15 protein-coding genes are annotated in these 21272 nt (G+C 53.4%); 12 read left to right on the plus strand and 3 right to left on the minus strand.

Annotated features, from left to right (window positions below; genetic code table 11):
* Window positions 1–271 precede the first annotated feature (271 nt).
* From NXT00_RS07870 to NXT00_RS07910, 9 genes are all read left to right on the plus strand, one after another.
* Complete coding sequence (locus NXT00_RS07870) at window positions 272–2116, plus strand: BCCT family transporter (RefSeq protein ID WP_396124772.1); 1845 nt, start codon at window positions 272–274, stop codon at window positions 2114–2116.
* Between the two features lie 279 nt (window positions 2117–2395).
* Complete coding sequence (locus NXT00_RS07875) at window positions 2396–3976, plus strand: SpaH/EbpB family LPXTG-anchored major pilin (protein ID WP_259079775.1); 1581 nt, start codon at window positions 2396–2398, stop codon at window positions 3974–3976.
* A 127-nt stretch (window positions 3977–4103) separates the two neighbouring features.
* Window positions 4104–4931 (plus strand): class C sortase, encoded by an 828-nt coding sequence (locus tag NXT00_RS07880; protein WP_259158662.1) that lies wholly within the window; start codon window positions 4104–4106, stop codon window positions 4929–4931.
* Window positions 4932–6215, plus strand: a complete 1284-nt coding sequence (locus tag NXT00_RS07885) for an isopeptide-forming domain-containing fimbrial protein (protein WP_259158663.1) — start codon at window positions 4932–4934, stop codon at window positions 6213–6215.
* A gap of 104 nt (window positions 6216–6319) precedes the next feature.
* Complete coding sequence (locus NXT00_RS07890; protein ID WP_259158664.1) at window positions 6320–10240, plus strand: DUF5979 domain-containing protein; 3921 nt, start codon at window positions 6320–6322, stop codon at window positions 10238–10240.
* A gap of 18 nt (window positions 10241–10258) precedes the next feature.
* Window positions 10259–11158, plus strand: coding sequence for a class C sortase (locus NXT00_RS07895; protein WP_259158665.1), 900 nt, complete (start codon window positions 10259–10261; stop codon window positions 11156–11158).
* A 40-nt stretch (window positions 11159–11198) separates the two neighbouring features.
* A complete protein-coding gene (nrdI, locus tag NXT00_RS07900) occupies window positions 11199–11741 on the plus strand; it encodes a class Ib ribonucleoside-diphosphate reductase assembly flavoprotein NrdI (protein ID WP_259079796.1) in 543 nt (180 codons plus the stop codon).
* A 36-nt stretch (window positions 11742–11777) separates the two neighbouring features.
* Window positions 11778–12431, plus strand: a complete 654-nt coding sequence (locus tag NXT00_RS07905) for a hypothetical protein (RefSeq protein ID WP_259079804.1) — start codon at window positions 11778–11780, stop codon at window positions 12429–12431.
* Between the two features lie 549 nt (window positions 12432–12980).
* Window positions 12981–13250 (plus strand): hypothetical protein, encoded by a 270-nt coding sequence (locus NXT00_RS07910; RefSeq protein ID WP_259158666.1) that lies wholly within the window; start codon window positions 12981–12983, stop codon window positions 13248–13250.
* Window positions 13251–13644: 394 nt separating this feature from the next.
* Here NXT00_RS07910 and NXT00_RS07915 read toward each other — a convergent pair whose 3' ends face one another.
* A complete protein-coding gene (locus NXT00_RS07915) occupies window positions 13645–13917 on the minus strand; it encodes a hypothetical protein (protein WP_259079808.1) in 273 nt (90 codons plus the stop codon).
* A 200-nt stretch (window positions 13918–14117) separates the two neighbouring features.
* On the opposite strand from NXT00_RS07915, the gene NXT00_RS07920 reads away from it, so the two are divergent.
* Together NXT00_RS07920 and NXT00_RS07925 are read left to right on the plus strand one after the other, a co-directional pair.
* Window positions 14118–15752, plus strand: a complete 1635-nt coding sequence (locus tag NXT00_RS07920) for a GTPase domain-containing protein (protein ID WP_259158667.1) — start codon at window positions 14118–14120, stop codon at window positions 15750–15752.
* Window positions 15745–17313: a GTPase gene (locus NXT00_RS07925; protein WP_259158668.1), complete on the plus strand. Its 1569-nt coding sequence runs from the start codon at window positions 15745–15747 to the stop codon at window positions 17311–17313. The genes NXT00_RS07920 and NXT00_RS07925 overlap by 8 nt, the downstream gene beginning before the upstream one ends.
* 126 nt (window positions 17314–17439) lie before the next feature.
* On the opposite strand, the gene NXT00_RS07930 is transcribed toward NXT00_RS07925, so the two are convergent.
* Together NXT00_RS07930 and NXT00_RS07935 are read right to left on the minus strand one after the other, a co-directional pair.
* A complete protein-coding gene (locus tag NXT00_RS07930) occupies window positions 17440–18216 on the minus strand; it encodes a fumarylacetoacetate hydrolase family protein (protein ID WP_259079817.1) in 777 nt (258 codons plus the stop codon).
* 214 nt (window positions 18217–18430) lie between these two features.
* Complete coding sequence (locus NXT00_RS07935) at window positions 18431–20371, minus strand: solute carrier family 23 protein (RefSeq protein WP_259079819.1); 1941 nt, start codon at window positions 20369–20371, stop codon at window positions 18431–18433.
* Window positions 20372–20525: 154 nt separating this feature from the next.
* Here NXT00_RS07935 and NXT00_RS07940 point away from each other — a divergent pair, with 154 nt between their 5' ends.
* Entirely contained in the window at window positions 20526–21152 is a 627-nt protein-coding gene (locus tag NXT00_RS07940; RefSeq protein ID WP_259079821.1) for a hypothetical protein, read from the plus strand.
* The last annotated feature ends 120 nt before the right edge of the window (window positions 21153–21272 follow it).

Here is a 21272-nt window from a genome sequence, read left to right on the forward strand (position 1 = left end):
GTCGAGGTGCTCATTTTAATAGCGAGCTTGTCAGGCTTGTTGGTGAGTCTTAATTCAATACACAGGCACTGCCCCAACTGCGCCGGGTAGAATACGAGCCTGCTTTTATAGAACTATGATCTTGGGAGTAATAGGCGGTCTAAAGGTTTTTTAGAGTAACCTCCGCAGTGCGTGGTGGAGTCGGCGCTGACGTGCGGGATATGAACGAGTGCGTCATCAACCTATAGTATTAGAACCTGTTTGATTCTAAGGTACTTATATCTGATTAAGGATGTGCACGATCGCTACTTCACATTCACCGAGCTCCGCGACGTCGGATCCCACTCCGACTTCTGCTCGTAAACGGTTTCATTTTCACACTGACCCGACAATCTTCGCCATGGCGGCTGGGACCATCGGTGCATTCGTCCTCGTCACTTTGATATTTGGGGAGCGGATACAACCAATATTTGCCAGTGCATCAGCGGCCCTGCTGAAAAATTTAGGCTGGATGTATATCGGAGGTATTTCCTTAGCGCTGATCTTCCTGATCGGCATCTTCGCCTCCAGCTACGGCCGGATGCGTTTAGGCGACGACGACGACGACCCCGAGCATTCTCTCCCCGTCTGGTTCGCCATGCTCTTCGCTGGCGGCGTGGGCGCTGTCTTGATGTTCTGGGGTGTTGCGGAACCCATTAACCATATTTACAACCCTCCAATGAATAATGTGGAACCCATGAGCGCAGCGGCCGCCGAGCAGGCATTCGCTTTCACGTTCTACCACTTTGGTATCCATATGTGGGTCATTATGGCGCTACCAGGCCTGGCCTTGGGCTACTTCATCTACAAGCGCAAACTGCCACCGCGTCTGTCTTCAATCTTTGCCCCCCTCTTAGGCCCGCGTATCTATTCACTACCAGGCAAATTCATCGATGCCTTAGCAATTATTGGTACGGTCTTCGGCATCGCGGTCTCGGTTGGCCTGGGAACGCTGCAGGTCAACGCCGGCCTCAATAAGATTTGGGGGGTACCCCTGGTGGGATGGGTGGAATTACTCATCATCATTCTTATCACCGTGGTGGCCAGCTTTTCGGTCGCGAGTGGGCTGGATAAAGGTATAAAGATTCTCTCCAACCTCAATATTGCCATGGCCGTGATCTTCATGGTCTTTGTTGTCCTGACCGGCCCCACACTTACTCTTTTGCGTTCCGTGGTCGAGGCCTTCGGAATCTACGGTGATTGGTTGCCGCGCCTGATGTTCTGGACAGATTCTTATAGTGATAATCCTGGCTGGCAGGGCAAGTGGACCGCTTTCTACTGGGCGTGGACGATCTGCTGGTCGCCGTTTACGGGGATGTTCGTCGCTCGAATTTCCCGCGGACGCACGGTCCGTGAATTCATCGGCGGTGTGCTCATTTTGCCCACAATCTTCGGAGTCATTTGGTTTGCCATCTTTGGCCGTGCGGGCCTGGAGATCGAGCGTGCTCAGCCAGGCTTCCTCACTGTGCCAGTGGTGGAGCAGGGTGACGTCTCTGCAGCACTCTTTAATTTCCTGCAAGCGTATCCGCTTAGCTCCGTGGTCTCGGTCTTCGCCCTGATGATCGTCATTATCTTCTTCATCACTTCTATCGATTCCTCGGCGATGGTCAACGATATGATGTGCACGGGAGAAGAGAACCAATCGCCGACGGCCTATCGTATCGCTTGGGCCGTGATGATCGGCGCGGTAGCGGCAGTGCTGCTCATCGTTTCTCCCGGCACTGGTATCGATGTTCTCCAGCAGGTTGTCATTATCGTGGCCTTGCCCTTCTTCCTCATGCAGTTCGTCATGATGTACTCGCTTTTGAAAGGGATGAATGATGATCGCGCTGCGATGGCTCCCTTGGTGACGAGACGGTGGGAAAAAACCGATACCGCCGAGAAGCTAGCGACGCACGAGCAGCAACCAGCTCCCGGATTCGATGAGGACGGTAACATTTTGCCGACCCCAGAGTTTGAACAAACGGCGGATGGAACTGTCATCATTTCCGGCAATGTGATGATCGACGGCGAGTTAGGGATTACCGGCAGTGTGAACGACGACGTCGAAAAGGACGATATCGACAAAGAACGCGACCAAGGAAAATCCTCTCAGTAAAACTCTCCCTCAGGGCCTCCTTTTAGCATTGTGCTTAAAGGAGGCTTTTCCCAATAAGAAATTCTAAAAGTTAAGAGGATTATCAGATCCATGAGCTGCTGTGATCACCCAAGAAGTGCTTTTTTGTCCATCTAGCTGCGCAGATAGATATTTGGATGCGCAGCAAAGGTGAGTTACCATGGTCGGTCGTATGCGGGACGGTTTAACTGACATAGGAAAACCTCATGAGTCCGCGCGCTACCAAATCTTGTACGCAAATATAAATTTTTAAGGATATTGATGCTTTCATTAAAACCCCGAGCCATAGCCCTGTGTGCCGCCGTCACCGTGGCGTGCACCAGCATGGGTGTAGGCCTTCCAGCAGCTATCGCTGAAGATAAAAACCTGAGTATCGAGCAAACTCTTGGTGATGCCAACCTGCAGGCTGCGGCGCAGATCGATACTACCCAGACGGTGAAGCTCAATATCTACAAATATGACGGCGAGTACGAGGATGTAGAAGGCGCACCGCAAAACGCCCAACCGCTAGCAGGGGTCACCTTCAAAGTGGAGAAGGTCAAAGATGACGCAGGTAACGCCTTTGACCTTACGAAGGCTGCGAGCTGGAAGAAGCTCAACGACATCGTATCGGCCGAGAATGCCAATGCGACGATCGCAGCCCTTCAAGCTGACGACAGCGTAGCTGAGCAAAGCAAGGAAACCGATGGTCAAGGTCTCGCCGCTTTCGAATTTGCGAACGGCGCTGGCGTTTACCGCGTGACCGAAACTCAGACCCCCGAAGGTTATTCGGTGACCTCACCCTTCCTCATCACCCTACCAACCCCCAATGGCGATGGTGATCAGTGGGTATATGAGCGCACGGTTTATCCAAAGAACCAAAAGATTGAGCCGATTAAGGAAGTCAACGATGACACAGCCGCCTTGGGTGGCACCCTTAGCTACCGACTCAGCTCTCGTGTCCCATCAACCAATCTCACCCAATTCAAAATCACGGATGATCTGGTGGAAAACCTCCAGTACGTCGATGGTTCCTTGAAGGTGACCGTAGCCGCGCGGACCGCCCAGGCGGGAGATATCCCAACGCTGGTAGATACTGAGGACTTTACTACCACCACAGGCTCTAATCCCGGTGATGAAATAGTTGTTGACTTCACGGAAAAAGGTCTAGCCAAGCTCGAGGCTTTCTATAAGACGCACACCGATGCTCAGGTCTTTGTGGAATTTGACGCCACAATCGTCTCGCTTCCGGATAACGGGCGAATTGATAACAAAGCAACCTTTGATATCAACTCCAAGTCGTATTCCACCACCCGTGATGAGGACAACCCCACGCGGACGACCTTCGGCAACCTAACGATCACGAAAACTGCTGGTGAAGAGAATGTACCAGCTAATGAGCTGGAAGGTGCGGAGTTCGAGCTCTATCACTGCACCAACGATTCCGGCGCCTGGACGCTCAAGGGTAATGCTCTCAAGACCGCTACCCAGAGCACCGGTGTAGAGCAACAAGAAAAGCTGACGACCAAGGTCGTCTCGGATGAGGCCAAAGCCCAAGGATTCGGTATCCCTATCAAGTCCTACTCAACTGGTTCGGGAGAATCAGCAAATAAGTTCTGTGTCATCGAGACCAAAGCTCCCGCAGGCTTTGTGCGCAACCCAGAAGTTATTCCAGTGGTTGTGACCGAGAACGAGAACGGTCCGGCTGAGTTGACGGCAGAAGTGGAGAACCAAAGGACAACCTTCCTCAACCAGCTACCATCTACTGGTGCATGGGGAATAGTTCTCGTCTTCCTTGTCGGTCTGGCTTTGCTTGCCCGTGGTCTTTATACCACCCGCCGTGATTCCAAGGCCACAGCCTAAAAGCTGAGCTAAAAGAGCGGGGTGGATCCCGTCTGTCCAGCACCGACGGGATCCAGCTGCCAAAGAAGTAGGGAAGGGCTTGAAATTCATGCGTCACCGTCAGCGAAGAGCACGAGACCGGGTGCGCATGCGAGGCCCTCTCTATATCATCCTGGCTGTTGTGGTATTTCTCGCCCCTGTTGTTCTTACGCATCTGAAAAATAGCGAACAAAATCGCCTGGCCGAGTATTACTCGGAGAAGGTAATGCAGATGGAAGCTCAGGACCGATCCACCCTGCTTGACCAAGCGCGAGAGTATAACCAGAATCTGCCCGAGTTCGGTTCACCAGATCCGTGGGTGCACGGTGTTGATACCTCAACCCCTGGCTACCGCACGTACCTTGACCATCTGAATGTAGATTCCATGATGGCAAGGCTGCATATACCGTCAGTCGGTATTGACCTTCCCGTCTATCACGGCACCTCAACATCAACATTAGCTCACGGGGTAGGGCATCTCTATGGCACCGCCCTTCCTGTCGGGGGAGAGGGGACCCACGCAGTACTGACAGGTCACACCGGATTGGCTACGTTAACGATGTTTGACAACCTCACCCACGTAAAAATCGGTGATATTTTTACCCTTGATGTAGTGGGCGACACCCTCGCTTATGAGGTCGATGATATTCGAATAGTACTGCCTGAGGATATCTCCAGCATCAGGCCGATTGCAGGTCACGATCTTCTTACTCTCGTTACCTGTACTCCTTATGGTATTAATACGCACCGTCTGCTCGTCCGTGGCCGCCGCATAGATGTGCCACATCACCAGGATGAGCGCCGGTATCGCAGCCCTTGGCAGCTGTGGATGACGATAGCTGTAGGAATTTCGCTAGCCGCTTTGCTGTATTTAGTCATCTTTATGTTAAGGCGGCGAAATAAGGCGGATACGCAGCAGATGAACGGGGAGTTATAAGTGCTATTACACTCACACCCAAGAGTATTGGGCCTGGGGAGATCACTCATCGCAGCGCTGCTGGCAGTATCTACAATCGCCCTTGTCATAGTCCCCGCCCATGCTCAGGCTCCGCGACATTTACAGATTGTGAAGACCTTTGCTAATCCCACCCAGCGCACCGATGGCGTGGTGGGACCAGAGCAGCTTATTGGTGCTACCTTCACAATTCGCCAGCTGTTCGGCCTGGGGGAACTTGACCCCAGCCAGTTGAATGATCTCATTCTGCAACGCCCTGAGTTGCTGACATCTGATCCGCAGGTCAATACCGGCCCTGTGATGCACGCGCGAACAGATGATAACGGAGTTGCTCTATTCTCAGGTCTCGAACCCGGTATTTACCAGGTGCGAGAAGACGCCCGCAGGATGGGAGATACTCCTGAACTCGTGTCGACGCCCTTCCTAGTGATCGTCGATCAGCCCTCGACCGCTGTGCGAACGAAAATTCAACCACCATCTGTGACCAAGCGTGCAGACCGCGAGACCGCCGATTGGGGTGAGACTATCGCCTATAGCATCACCGCCCAAGTGCCCCCGGTAGATAGCAACGGCCAACTTCACCGAGTGGAATTCTTCGACTCGCTCGATACCAACCTAGACTTCGAGGGCATCGACACTATCGTGGTGGAAAATCTCGACGGCTCAGTCCGCCTGGAGGCCAATGACTATCGCACCAGCGTGGAGGCAAACGAGGTTTCGATATCCTTGAGCGACGCTGGCCTTACAACGATATCGCGGCTTCGCGCAGGCCACCCCGAAACCACCGTGAATATTAGCTTTCGAGCACGGGTGAAAGCGCCACTCTTCCCAGGCACAAAGATTTCGAATACGATCTATGCCTCCGCGGATGGATACTGCCCAGCCGACACCCAAATGGCGGGATGTTTAGGCGCCTACCCAGCGCTGAAATCTGATACCGCAATAACCCACGCACCCCAGATTAGCTCTGGAAGCAGCATAGTGACTGGTGTTGTTGTGCCACTTCTAGCCCTCTTTCTAACGCTCGGATTTGGGTGGCTGCCACTTAGTCAGTTACTGCTTCATCCGCCTAGTAGGCCCGACATCACGCAGGATAAAAATTCGTGGATGATGCAGTCGCCGATAGGTGCATTGGCATCGACGGGGGCTAGTGTTTTAGGACTCGTTGGACTAGCCCTTCTTCTCGTAACGGTGGGCTTGTGGCTGGTGGTCCGGCGGCGACCATCGGGAGACGAAGATGGTGTTTATCCTAAGAGCGAGTCCTAACAGCGGGAGCACAGATTCATATTAAAACCAGAGATTATCGAGGAAACATATTGACAAGCATAGTGCACCGGGGGTACGCCCTGATTGCTATAGTCATCGTGTTCATGGGGCTTCTTATAGTTGTTGGCGGGCCCAATACTCTAGCGCGCGCTGAGGATGCATCGGATTTCTCCGCAACTCCGGTAGCGTCTCGGGTGATCCCCACACCAACTCAGGAATATGAGGGTTGCGAATTTCGCGTGTCCAGCCCGGGGTCGGAAACCGAGCTCTTCGCTCCGCAATTATGCTGGTTAGATCTTAGCCAAATTGATAATCCATGGGACGGGCCGCAACTGGTGAGACAAAAGATTGGTGATCTCACCCTTGAGTTCAATGCTGAAATAGTAGCGGGCAGTTCCTATCTTATGGATGTGACTTCGGAAGTTATTTCTGGAGATGACAAGTCGATATTTGGGTATGATCGTGACGGAATGGTTAACTTCGGCCTCTCCACGGAAGCAGGGCGAAATGAGCAGTTAACTAGTGACCGACTCGAACTGAGCAAGGCGGGGGCTAAAGTTAAGCGACCCGTGCTGCGAGCATATCTGAAGCATACGTTTGGGGGAGAGGGAAAAAAGTACGCCGTGGTGCGTTTGAGCGATATCCGGGTGATTGGCCGAGATAATCGCGAGTTGAAGAAATACGACCTCGTGGTCATGGACGCCGAAAGAACCACAACACGCAGTAACAGCTACCATGAGGCGATTACTTTACAGGCCGACTCGCGCGGGAAAATCCTTCAGCCTCTCTTGCTCTACAACGACGACGGTAGAACTTGCAAATGGGCGAGTACCCTAAATTTCACGTTTGAAGGTAGGAATGCCTGGGGTTCTAGAGCTGCAGCTAACTGGGAAGTCGACGGAAAGACCTTCGACTACGCGTGCTTAGTTGATTATACTGTGACCCAACCCGGAGCCTTCTTAACCTCCATTCAAAATCCCACTTCTCTAGAGATTGGACTCTATACGTCGAGCACAAGCGGCGGTAAACAAGGCGTCGCCATTGCGCTCAATGTGGGGCGTATAGGCGGCCATGTCGATGCTGATACCTCAGCCGAGACCAAAATTCTCGGGAATCAGACTGTTTTCGACTTTGAGGCGGGTTCTACCAAGGATGAATTCGAAGCAGTTGTGAATTCGAGTACCGATCAACCAGCGCGCCAGGATGCTGCACCCTTCGCCACGCTACTGCGCTCGGTGCGCTACGAAGGAGGGATCCCTCGAGCCTCGGATCCTTATACTTTCCGTTCTCAGGCCCGCACCCCAGATGGTACTAATGTCTTCGACAGATACGATCCCGAATGGACCTGTCAATTAGGGAACAGAAAGCTGCAAAAGGGAAATTTCCCAGCTGGTTTCGTGGTAACTAACGGCGATAATACTTCCACAGTGACCTACGCAAACGCAGAAAATGAGCCCGTCTACTGCGCAGTAAAGTGGAAGCCTAAGTTCAATAGGGCCTCTCTCACTGTGGAAAAAAGGATCGACGGCCTCGATCCACACACAGACCGCGCCTACAATTTCCGCTACCAATGCACACCCCCTCCAGGCTTCGACAAAGCCTTCGGCAATCAGCAACTCGACGGAGACTTCGTGCTGGGGCAGGGCGGCGATCGCACGCTGACCCATCAAATCGACGGGCTCGTCGAGGGCGCGACGTGCCACGTCAGTGAGGATCTTTCCACCGACGACGTGCCCGATGGTTACAAACACACACTCACCTGGAATCCCGAGCAACAGGCAGGGACTTCTCCTTCTCTCACGCTTCGTGCTGGGGACGATTCAGCGAACCGGATCGTGGCAATAAACACATATGAGCGGAAATTGACCGCCCTTAATGTGACGAAAAAGCTCGGAGGGAGTGCGGCTGCAACGCTGGTAGCCCCCGGGCAACAACGCCAGGTCAACTTCGGCTTGACGTGCGAAGGCGTGGACGAACGCATAGTGGCCGTGGAGCTGCGTAATGAAAACGGAACGGTGACCACGACCAAGGCGACAAGAGTACCAGGGCTTCCCGCGGGCTCTATGTGTACGCTTTCTCCAAAGTTCAAGGTAGACAACCCTGATATTGTGCTGCGCCATCGATATATTGTCCTCGATGGCAAAAATATTGAGCAGAATCAGTCGGGGGACTATATATTCCGGTTAAAAGATGAAGATGGTTCTGTGAGTAACCTTGCTATTGATACCGCGTACGATAAAACTACGACGGTAACGGTGACTGCAGCAGCCGCCGGCCCAGCCCGGGAGGTAGGGGAAGTTCCCAACCGCGATCTGAGCATTGGTTACCGTTGTGTAGCTGGGCAGGAGACGGTTCTCGAGGGGCGAGTTGCGGCTGCACCCGGCCAGTCTGTTGAGGTAAAAGGAGTCCCTGTCGGTTCCCTGTGTGCACTCGATCTCGATACCTCCTATAACTATCCTCAGGCTAGGTTGCTACAAGACCAGTCCACCGTGACCATCCGCGACGGTCGAGAGCGGACAATTCCGCTGCTAACCGCCGAGCAACCTGTTATCGAAATCAGGGATACTCAAGGGCAGCGCTCTCCAAACATCACTGTATCGGCATGGTTCGCACTGCGCAGTGTCCCAGTACGCATCGTGAATATCCAACACGGGGCTCCTCAAGGACTCGAACAGGCTGAGTTCATCAATAGGATTACCTGTAACGGAGAAGATTTCTCATCAGCTACAACCCTCGCTAAGGCTACGAGCGCTGCTGGCTACTCCGCTGCTATGGCGCAACCGCCACAGGGTGGAATAATCGTAGAGCTGCCCGCTGGTGCTCGTTGCGAATACCAGCTCGATGGCAGTGCTCTGCAGGCGCGCCCAGACCTCGCGGTAACCGCCGATGACAGGAAACCTTATAGTCAGATGGGACTCTGGGACTACGCGGGAGTCGCAGACTCCCGGAACCCGCGAGATCCCTTAAGCGCGGACACCCGAGTTGATTCGACCATGAAGCAACCAGTTGTGAAGTTTTCAACCCCGAATACGGTTCCATCGCCTTCGAATCAGGACGTGGCTCTCACCCTCGCCTCGGAGACTTTTTTCCGAACAGCCACTGTGACAGTCAGCTTTCATAAGGAAGCGGTGGGTGCAGTCTCATCTAGCCAGGAATTCCAGTTCAGCTCCAATTGTGAGCCTTCTGATTTCACCTTACGGTCTGGTGAGACTCATCTCTTCAAAGACGTGCCCGTCAATACCACATGCCAGGTCACCGAATTGATCGACGATCATCACACGATTCCTCAGGCGCAGTGGGAACCGCATGATATTTCTTCGCGGTATCGCATCGATCAAGGCGAGATCAACCAGGCTGCAATGAGTCAGGGTGCGGTAACTGAAGGGCCCGCGTGGACCTTCACGGTTCTCCCCGTTGCCGAAGCGGAGGATACCGATAGGCACGGGGATAAATGGACAGTGACTGCCCGCAATATCATTCCTGGAATCGCACTGGACAAGCGCATCAAGGGGGCAGGGCTTTCAGCCCTCACCGAAGCGGTTGCAGGCACCGTTGTGCTTCCAGCGCAAGCGGAAGCCATGGATATAACCTACATAGTTCGTAATCGCTCGACTATTCCTCTGGAAGCAGTGACACTTCGTGATCCTTCTCTTGCAGGTGCGGAGATCCTCGCAGACGGTCAAACGCTCCTGATATCCGATGATGGCCTCATCCCCGCTGCAGCGTGCGAGATAGAAACCCTTGACGCCGAGGCGGAGGTCGAATGCTCGATAAAGGTCAAGATCCCCGGGGACCCTCGTCGTTTTTATCACTATCGTGGTTCTGCAGCTGAGGTCACGGCAGTGACAACTGGGCAGGAAAATCTCCAACAGGTTAGTGATATCGCTGGTGCTAATGCGCTGCGACTATCTGCAGCTGTGGCTCAAATGTTGCCACAAACTGGATTGCAGTCGCTGGTACTCTTCCTGCTTCTGGGTGTGATCATTCTTGGATTTGGCCTGTGGCGTTATATGCGGGAATCGTAGAGAGGAACGGGATCTGTAGTGGCAGCAGTGGCACGTATTAAGCCCACGCACCATGCCCCTAAGCGTGGTAGAGGCAAAAGCCAACGGCGCCGCGGGATGCTGAATATCATCCTTGGGATTGCGGTATTGCTTTTCCCCATTGTCTCGACTTTGTATACAGATTATCAATTGGATACGAGGGCTCGCAGCTACGCTGAAAAGGTGCGAGAGATTGAGCCGAGCGAGTTGATACGCGAATATCTCCACAAAGCCCACGTATATAACCAAAACTTGGCGGAAAGCGGACATCATGCTTTTATTCCCACGCCCGAATCGCCTGGCTACGACGAGTATCTGGATATCCTCAATCCCCCTGAAACTTCTGGCATGATCGCCAGATTGGCGATCCCATCACTCGATATCGATTTACCCGTCTACCACACCACGCGCCCCGAGGTGCTCTACCACGGTGCTGGACATATGTTCGGCTCTGATGTGCCAGTTGGGGGGCCAGGGACAAATTCGGTCATCTCCGCACACACGGGGATGGTTAACGCCAGTATGTTTGATAATCTCCCGCGCATTAAAGATGGCGCGGAGATCTACCTTGATGTTCTAGGAGAAGTTCTCGTTTACCGGGTGACCGGAAGGCAGGTTGTTGCCCCAGATGACTATCAGGCTGTGACCTACGAAGCTGGCGTCGATAAGTTAACTCTTATCACGTGCACTCCTTATGGCATCAACACCGATCGTCTCCTAGTGTCTGCTGAACGCGTGCCTCGGGAAATGCCGGAAATTTCTCAATCATGGCGGCCGGTGTTGAGTTGGTGGATGATGATCGACCTCATCATCATTGCGCTGGTGATCGCGTTTGTTTTGTGGCGTGAGTGGCAACGGCGGAAAGAGAACACGAGGGACGCGGATAGTTCCAAGGACTAGCCTAAAGATTAGGGTACCCTAAGTTTTTAATCCTGATAGGATGGAACAAGCGACGCTAGCGGATAAGCGAATCGCTTGCGTTAAGCCCTGCCTGACAGATATCACAGGGCATCTACAACCCACCAAGGAAGTGAGAACCATCGAGAGCGCAACCGCGTCGACCCCCTTCGTCGTTTACTTTTCGTCGGTGAGTGAAAATACTCATCGCTTCGTTCAAAAACTAGGCTTCGACTCCGCGAGAATTCCCCTGAAACCCAAGCAAGAGGGGATGATTCGAGTAGACCGCCCCTTCGTTCTCATAGTGCCTACCTATGGGGGAGGCAGCATGAAAGGCGCGGTTCCGCCACAGGTTAAGGCATTTTTGAATATCCCCGAAAACCGCGCACTTATTCGCGGAGTTATTAGTGCGGGCAATACCAATTTTGGGGAGGCCTATTGCGCCGCGGGGCAGGTCATTTCGCAAAAGTGTCACGTTCCCCAGCTCTACCGCTTTGAGCTCCTTGGAACCAGCCACGACGTTGACATTGTCCGCGATGGACTCCGCAAGTACTTTGCCCCCGAGCAGGCCGCATCCCCAGTTTGATCCCACGGTACAACGCCACAGAAAGTCAGTGAGAACATGAATACGGATATCCCACTAACAGGGCGATTCCCGGTTCTCATCCGTAACTTCGGATCGGGTCGGTCCACAGAACTCACCAGAATGGGGTTGCGGGTTCTTTTGGAGCACGAGAAAATCGGCAGTCCACCCTATGAGTGGGGGATATACAGCCTGTATGGGCCAATCCAAAAATTTGGATCTACTTTCGATCGAACTGCACAATCAATGCGGGCAGCACTAGCGAAGCAGTACCACGGACTGAGCGCTAAAGATATCGAATTTGAGTATTTTGCTGATTGCTGTGTGCAGTCGGCGGGCGCGGATCCTTCCAAGGTGAGTCTTTGGCTTCGCTTCTTATGGGACCCACATATCATGTCTGAACAACGTGAGATTTTAAAGAACGCAAAACGGAAACTGATCACCCACCTACGACATAACCCAGAAACCTTCGCGCAGACCAACCTCAGTGGTTTCGATCGCTGCGTGCTTGTGCTCCCTCGAAGACTGCCCTTTAATCGACTGTCTGACTATTTCGCCCTCATGGGCGGCAGCTATATCTACCTTCTTGAAGACTTCGCTTCGGGTCAGACTCCCGACCTCTTCAACCCCACGTACGTGCCTGCTGCGGAGGAACTAAGCGGTGAGGTAGGGGAGTATCTTGATGGCCAGTAATGGCCAGTGATGGCCAAACCAAAGGAGGTAGTTGAAAATACCTACTCCGGCTCTCGAAGGGTGGGACTGCGAACCACAACAGTGTCCCTCTGAGAAAAAAGAGACTCTACGCGCACGATACACTCATAGAGTGTGTGGGAGCTATGGGCTCCGCGTAGTAGCTCAGCTGCGTGAGATATGCACGGATACTGGCGGTACGTACTTGGATAGCGGTTTTATAAGCTGCAACAATCCGCCCCTCCAAGGAGCGTTGTACAGTAAATCAATATCTTTCTCAACCACCTGTTGGCGTTCACATTTCGAGGGGAACCAAGAACAGATCACTCGCGGTGCTGGTCGGCCAGACGGGCAGTCTTTACTGTCTCGCTTTCAAATAACACCGAAGCATCAGTAATTAGCAGCTCGAGAGCCAACGGCTATAGTCCCCAAATCGCCACCTTATGTCCAGCCAACGAGGGCAAGCGTCTAAAAGACTCCCTGATTATTGACGTGAACGAACACGCCTCAAAAGTCGCTTACAAACACGGAGCAGCCGGGCGACCGGGAGACATGTCACCCGCAGCAAATCGCCTAACCATGGCCAGTCACATACGCGGATACGTCACCACGTGCACAAGCTCGGTCTACAAAGCCCACAGCGCTAGCGAGAAAGCCACCAGCAGCGAACGCAAAGCACTCGCCACCATAGGGCGCAGGGGCGGGAAAAAGACCGCAGAACGTCTAAAGTTCGACCTCAACGGCGACTATGCCCAAGCCCAACGCCAGACACTCGCAACAACCAACACACGCCGAACTAAGAGCGCTAAGGCGGATATATGAACCATTGCGGGGTGGTTCCTTAAAGGAAACGCCGAGATAGAACAGTGGCCGACTATTGCGGACGCGATGGAAGAATTTGGGGTGCCGCAGCCTAGTGTTCGCACGAGGGAGTAGGAGTCCTCCAGTCTTTTATCGGAGTTGGGATGGTGACTACCTTAACTAACCTCGCATTTAGCGCAAAAGCTCTAGAAAAAGAAGTCTTTTGAGGCGTAAAACCTGCTGTTGAGGTTTCTACATGTCTCCATTTTCCTGTCGGTGTGCAGCAGTAGATGACAGTGTGCGACCAATCCCTACCATGAGCGCCCTGGCACGGTGATTGTGCCGGGGCGCTTTGGTGGTGCTGTTGTGGTCTTGGTGTCATTCATTTTAGTTCACGGTTGGTTAGTTGTTGTGTCTATGGTTGCTGGTTTCGCGGCTCGATTCGCCGTGGTGTTTCTTGAGGGCTGATTTTTCTTGGCACGATTTCATCGCTGCAGTATCTCACCATAATCTCGCTTGCCCGGACCCATTGAATCACTTCACCGAGGGCATAAACACCAGAGAATGCCCAGGAAGATGCGTCGAGGTGAACTACGATCGCAGCCACCTCGCGCGACAGAGCGAGAACCGTTGACCGGGCTGCCGTTATGTCTGAGGCAGTACGGGTACTTTCTGCAACGCAGCGCACAGACTGATCCGTATGACTGGCTGGAGGCTTGAGATTCCTTGTGCGCAGGCATTGTTGTGCAGAGTGGAGATATTTCGAAGCTCTCCTCGCCAACCGTGTGGTACTTATGTGGGCGCCTTTTTACTGTGTGTGGTCTAGCTGCTGCGCGTGATACTGAGTCGGGCTGTGAAAACTTCAATTTTCCTGCAAGAATGAAAAACATGGACGGGACCCTTGAGCTCTTACGCCACACCCTTGATGGCGTTGTATACCCTGCAGATGCCGCTAAAGCGCAGACACTGAAGAATCAGCTGGATGACTATATTATCCCGAGGATCACTGATCTTGATGCCCCACTCCTCGTAGTCGTGGGGGGTTCAACGGGGGCCGGCAAGTCTACTCTTGTCAACGCGATTGTCGGGGAAAACGTGACAGCCGCTGGGGTTATTAGGCCAACTACCCGCCAACCCACCCTTATTACGAATACTGCCGATGCGCCATATTTTCGATCGCAGCGCGTGCTTCCCGGTCTTCCTCGTGAACACGGGGAACCTGATACCCAAGCGCTGAGCCTGCGCATTGTCGAATCGAATCTCATCCCAGCTGGCCTAGCGTTGATCGATGCTCCCGACTTTGATTCCATCGATGATACCAATCGCGCCTTGGCCTCCCAGTTATTGGCCGCCGCAGATTCATGGGTCTTTGTGACCACACCGGCACGTTACGCAGATCAAGTGGTGTGGAATTTCTTATCCGATGCTGCTGCCCGACATATTGAGGTCGTTGTGATTCTCAACCGTGTGGATCAACAAGCAGCGGACACGGTTCCCGATGATCTGCGCCGAATGCTCGAAGAGCGCAAATTCGACGCCGAGGTATTTGTGGTGCCATTTGTCCAGCACGAACTACTACCGGTGGAATCTATTGCCACTTACCTCCACGACCTTGCACTAGATACCGCCGCGCGTCGAGAGATCTCCCTGCGAACAGTAGCCGGTGCCCTAGATCAACTCGTTCAAGCCACCGAGGAATTGGCCGTTTCCTATGATCGTCGCCATGAGCAGGCAACCCAGCTAGCTGTAGCTTTCGATGATGCCTATTCGAGGGCCTGTCAGCATATTATCGACGCCACCTCAGATGGACACTTGCTGCGCACCGAAGTCATGGCGCGGTGGCAAGATTTTGTGGGAACCTCGGACGCGTTCCGAGTGATTGATCGCTGGTTTTCTCTCGCCCGGGATCGAGTGGGCTCCTTTTTTACCGGCAAACCCACCCCACTGCGCGAGGTGGAAACGCAGATTGAAACCGGCCTTCATGCGGTAATTATCGACGCCGCCGATACGGCTGCGGGGCGATGCTGGTCCTACCTCGGCTCCCAAGCGCCCAAGCTACGCGATCAGGCTTCACATGATCTAGCCCGCGCCGGTGAAGAGATATCCGAACGGGCCGCAACGCTCGTGCGGGATTGGCAGGCAGACTTGGTGCGCTATATTGAGGAAAACGCTGCCTCTAAACGCATGACCGCTCGCCTCGCCTCACTCGGACTCAATGCGGTGACCGTCGCACTTATGATTGTGGTTTTCGCTTCCACGGCAGGGCTAACTGGTGGTGAGATCGCTATCGCAGGTGGCTCAGCGGTATTGGGCCAGAAATTGCTGGAAACGATCTTCGGTGAGGAAGCCGTCAGGCGCATGGCGAAACGCGCGCGCCAGGATCTCGATGAACGCGTCGCAATCCTTATGGCTGATGAGCGGGCTCGCTACCAACCGGTGACTGAGCAGCTCATTGTAGGTACCCCAGCTGAAGCGCTGAGAAGCTCAGCTCGTCAAGCCCTCGCAGAGGTTAAATATGTCTAAGCTTCAGCACCGTCTTCATGCCCTCGAAGCAGCGCTCACATCTCAGTATCTCTCCCCAGAGGATCGCGACGCTATGAATAAAGTGCTTGTTCATGCGGCTGCGAGGAGAAAACTGTCATCTGAGCACACGGTGGTGGGATTCTTCGGTGCCACAGGCTCAGGGAAAACATCACTTTTTAATGCCATAGTCGGAGAAGATTTGGGTGCCTCCTCACCGAGACGCCCCACAACCTCGGCACCGTTAGCTGCGATCTGGCAACCAGAGGGGGCCAGCGAACTCCTCGACTGGTTAGGTATTGAAGACCGGCGCACCCGTACGGGTAGTTTCACCGCAAAGTCAGGGCCGCTTATTCTGCTTGATCTCCCAGATTTTGATTCAGTTGATCAGAGTAATAGAGAAATTGCGAGCCGGTTGGCAGCCCAGGTTGATGTGCTCGTGTGGGTGACCGATCCGGAGAAATATGCCGACCGGATTATCCATCAGGATTTTATTCGGCCCCATGCGAGTCATTCCGCTGTCACCCTTGCCGTGCTCAATAAAGCTGACAGATTAGCCCCCGCCGATATACCGGAGGTGACAGCATCGCTAACAGGGCTTTTAAACGATGACGGGTTAGACAATGTTTCGGTACTTGCAACCTCCACTCTTACGGGAAGTGGTATCACCGAATTGCGCGAGGCTATCGCCACTATAGCGGCGAGCAAAAACGCTCAGAGTGCTCGGATAGTAGCAGATATTCACGCTCTGAGTAACCGCTTGGTGCCTGCCCGTCATGGGCAAGTAGGGGCGCACGCTAAAAAGGAGCTTGATCGCTCCCTAGCCCAGGCAGCAGGGGTCGATCGCCTCGCTGAGATTACTGCCGCAGCGTATCGACGGCGATTAGGTCTACGCACAGGTTCACCCCTTCTGACTTGGGTACTAAAACTGCGCCCCGATCCTTTGCGACGCTTGGGATTGCGGGAGGAGCAGGATCACAGCGATGTGCACCGCAGTTCATTGCCTGCCCTTGATGCCGCAAGTAAAGCGATATCCAATAAGGCGGTGCGCACCTATACGCATGCAGTGGCAGATCAATTACCGCACCCGTGGGATTTAGCGGTCATTGAGCAAGGAAACGACAGCGCCCACGCACTTCCAGAAGAGTTGGACCGAGCAGCAGCGCGCACGAAACTGCCCGCCCAACCTTCGGCAGCGTGGGGGCTTTTGACCTTCATCCAATGGATAGCGCTCTTTATGGCGCTTATGGGGGTGCTGTGGTACCTCGCTGTCGCCTTCATCCCTGGGGTGCTCACGCCGCTGCTTGGCGATAGCCTCATACCCGCCATTGAGGGATGGCCTTATCCTACCCTTTTGATACTTGGAGGAATACTTATAGGCATACTTCTCAGCCTGATGGGAGCCGCCTTTGGTGGGGTGATTGGAGCGGTTGTTAAAGCGCGGACGCGGCGGGCACTAAAGAAGGAGATCGCACAAATATCTACCGCGACGGTCGTGCGTCCTGTTGCAGTTATTCGTCAGGATTACGAAGATTTAGCGCGCGCGCTTCGATCACTTGCCTAGGCGTATCAGCCGCCGCCTAAAAAGGGCGCTTCGGCTATGAGACAAGAAAAAGCTCACACCAATAGGCTTATTGGTGTGAGCGGATAGGTATGAGCTCTGCCGGGTCAGAAATCTGGCAAGGATACTTTAGATGAAGTGTACTGGGTTCTCGAGGGTACCGATTCCATCAATGGTGATGCTAACCGTATCGCCTTCTTCCACAGGGATAGGACCTGGAGGGCACCCCAGGCTAATCACATCTCCCGCCTTCAACGTTATATATTCCGAACAATAAGAAATGGCCTGCGCAGCGGACCATATTTGATACCGCGTAGATGAATCGACGAGGTCAAGGCGCTGACCGTTGCGCGTAAGGTGGGCGGTGATATGAGCATCATCAGGGTTATCGAGTTCGGTTTCGATCCACGGGCCGATTGGGCAGAAGGTATCGAGGCCTTTGCCCCTCGACCATTGGCCATCCTGCCCCATCAATGCTGGTGCCGACATATCATTGCAGATGGTATAGCCCAGCACATATTCTAGGGCCTCATCCTCGGTCACTTTCTTACAATCCTTGGCCATCACCACTGCAAGTTCAGACTCGAAGATGGATCCGCGTGCTACTTCTGGGACCTCGATATTATCCCTAGTGCCCACAACCGCAGAGCTCGGCTTGAAGAAAATAAACGGAGCGCGATCCTTCTCGGGATCAAAGGGCCGATCATCGGCTAGATACGCACATGCGAGGGCGACCACTTTCGATGGCGTGACGGGGCTGAGGAGGCGTGCCGATGTAGGGATTTTTTCGCCAGTTTCTTCAGCTGTTAGAGCAGCAGTGAGGTTGTCGGCGTCGAGCACGTGGTATTCCTGATCAACGCGGGCATATAGCTCGCGACCGTGCCACTCGATTCGAGCGATCTTCATGGTTCTTCTTTCTCTTCATGAGTTCCGAGGGTGCTCGGTACCTTTCTTAGATTCTTAACCAATTATTAGCTATTCGCAAGGGTTTTCATACTGTTAGATTGCTCCCATTCACAGCCAACGAGAGTATGCCAAAGCACAAAAATCCATCGCCAGGCCATAAGCATTGAGCCAGAAAAAAGCCCCACCAGATACGGTGGGGCTGCTACGGGGTATTTTAAGAATCGACTTCAGTAAACTTTCGATCCCACGCCGACCGAACAGGGTTGGCGTCGGCAAGCAGGAGATCGAAACGATCATTGGCGATTTCCACAATTTCGGCGAGAAGAACGCGCCGCTCTTGCTCATCGGAGTTGCCCAATCGGCGAATACCCGATTCAATGATCGATTCCACAGTGTCAGTAGTATCAAGGTAGGCCACATAGGGAAGGCCGAAGCGTTCCTTATAAGCACGAGAGATATCTTGGATCCGTTGGGTTTCTACGTCATCGAGATCATCGATACCGATAGAACCACGGTCGGAGGAAATTTCTCGCGAGCTGACGGTATCGGCCATCAAGAGAGCCGCCATATCGGGGTAATCGTTAATCAGGTTGAGTTTGTCCGTTTCGCCGGCGGTGAGCACAGATACCTGGATAGCGCTGCGTAGCTCGTTAATATCAGCGAAGGGGCGAGATTGCCAAGCGCGCTCCAGCGGCCAGGTTTGCTGATTGAAAAGCGGCCGCAGTGCCGCAACGAACTCTGCCTTGTTCATAGCGTTGAGATCGGCTAAAGATACTCCCTTATCGCCCGTTCGGGCGATATCCGAGCCCGCCGGTTTCCCGATATGGAAGAAGAGGAGATTGAGCACGATCGCTGCGATAGCTCCGATAGACATGCCCGAGGAAACGAAGATACGTGACCACTCGGGAAGAGCCAGCGCAATTGACGGTTTGAAGGTCACCAACATGGCCAAACCGAGAGCGGTGCTCACGATGACGGCATTGCGATTGTCGTTGAGATCAGCCTTCGCGATGGTTTGCATTCCCACCCAGGCAACTGCAGCAAACATTGCGAGTGAGGCGCCCCCGAGCACGGGGGAAGGAATCGATGCGACAATGGCGCCCGCCTTGGGAAGGAGGCCGAGAATGATCATAAATCCAGCAGCAGCCGCAGCAACCCAGCGCGATTTCACATTCGTAATCCGCACCAGCCCGACATTTTGGGCGAAGCAAGTATAAGGGAAGGAATTCATAATGCCGCCAAGGAAGGTGGAAAGACCATCTGCCCTCAGCGCGCGCTTAATATCATCTCGGCGGATTCGTTTTTTCACGATCTCACCAGTGGCAAAAACATCGCCCGTCGTCTCCACCATGGTGATAATCATGACAATAATCATCGAGATAATGGCCGCGATATTAAATTGCGGGATACCGAAGTAAAAAGGCGTAGTAATCCCAATAGGAGCGGCTTCGGCAACTTTATCGAGGTTGGCATCGCCTAGAATTAATGCCACCGTGGTGCCCGAAACCAAACCGATCAGGATGGCAAGAGTACCGAGAAATCCTTTGAAGAAGCGCTGAGCGAGAATAATAACCAGCAGCGTGCCAGCTGCGTACGCGAGATCTTTGGTGGCCGGGGTGCCGTCAGCATAATTGGTGAAATCATTAGCTGAGACAAAAAGGAGCGAAGTACCCATGACGAGGAGGACAGAACCTGTCACAACAGGGGGGAAGAATTTTAGGAAGCGAGCGAATATGGGGGTGGCAAAAAATGTAAAAAGCCCTGCTACGATCACGGCTCCGTAAATCGTTGGCAGGGCTTCAAGGCCACCTTCACCATTGGTGACTCCCATCCCGATGGCGATGATGGGGGCGACCGCAGTAGTGGTCACGCCTTGAATAATAGGAAGGCGCACACCGACGTGCTTTCCAATGCCTACCGCTTGAATCAGGGTAGCAATGCCGCAGGTCAGTAGGTCGGCATTAATGAGGTGGATGGTAGTTTCAGCGTCGAGATTGAGCGATCCTGCTATCAAAAGGGGCACGATAACCGCACCGGCGTAGAATGCCAGAACGTGCTGAAGGCCGAGAGCGGCGAGCCGCGAGGCACCGGGGACTTGATCCACTGGGTGAATAGGTGGCTGTATAGGCGGCGTAATGCCTGCAGCGGAAGTCACAAAAATCTCCTTGGGAGTGTGCAAATCGAAGTAGTGTAGGGAGAATTTTAGCCGTGTGCGCAGCGAAAAGTCCTAGGAATAGCGACCCCTTGTGGTTAAACGAACAGTGCCATATAAACTGTGGTTTAGATCATGGGGCGGGTGAAGGAGAATGATGAGTAGATTCAATCAAGCACAGGAAAGAGCGACCGCAGCCCTCATGGACGCACTGCGCCAGTGGGTGGGGGTCAAAGACTGCGAACTCGGTGAAATATTAGTAGCCGGCACCCCATGCCCAGAATTTCACTGGGCCTTTAACCTCAACGAGATTAGCGTAACGATAAGCCGTACTGGCAGCTATGTATTCCAGGCGATATTTGTCAACGAAATAGATAGCCAAGAAGAGTATGAAGAGATTGACCAGATTCGGACCGCTCTTACTCAGCACGGAGCCATTGATCCTACGCTCGCCCTCAGCGACCACCAGCGCAGTCAAGCCCTGCATGCCCGCCGATATATGGCAGTACAAGGCGCCCCCGAGCCCTTAAGGACGTGGGTCCACGAGCTGTTCGACGCGCTTATAACCTTCCACATGCCCATAGAACCAGCGATTAGAATCTCTGATTTCATTGAATTACACATGCGGAGAGGAACTGATTACTATCTGCTCGGTATCGTAAAAAACGATAAATATATCCTGGAATACGAAAACGCTCATGGTGAAATCACTGGCTGGCAGGAATCAGATCCTAAGAAAATGCTCGAAAGACTATTAGCTTTGGATCTAATCGTCCCCCTATAAATTTGCGGCGGGGAAGGATGGCTCAGCTTAATCAAAAGGATCTGTGTGTGGGCTACGCCGCGATGCATGGGGTGACGGATCCCCGCTACCTAGCTAGGGAGCGAAACGCCTCGAGATTAC

It is taken from the genome of Corynebacterium sp. ES2715-CONJ3 (assembly GCF_024814365.1).
Classification (GTDB): Bacteria; Actinomycetota; Actinomycetes; order Mycobacteriales; family Mycobacteriaceae; genus Corynebacterium.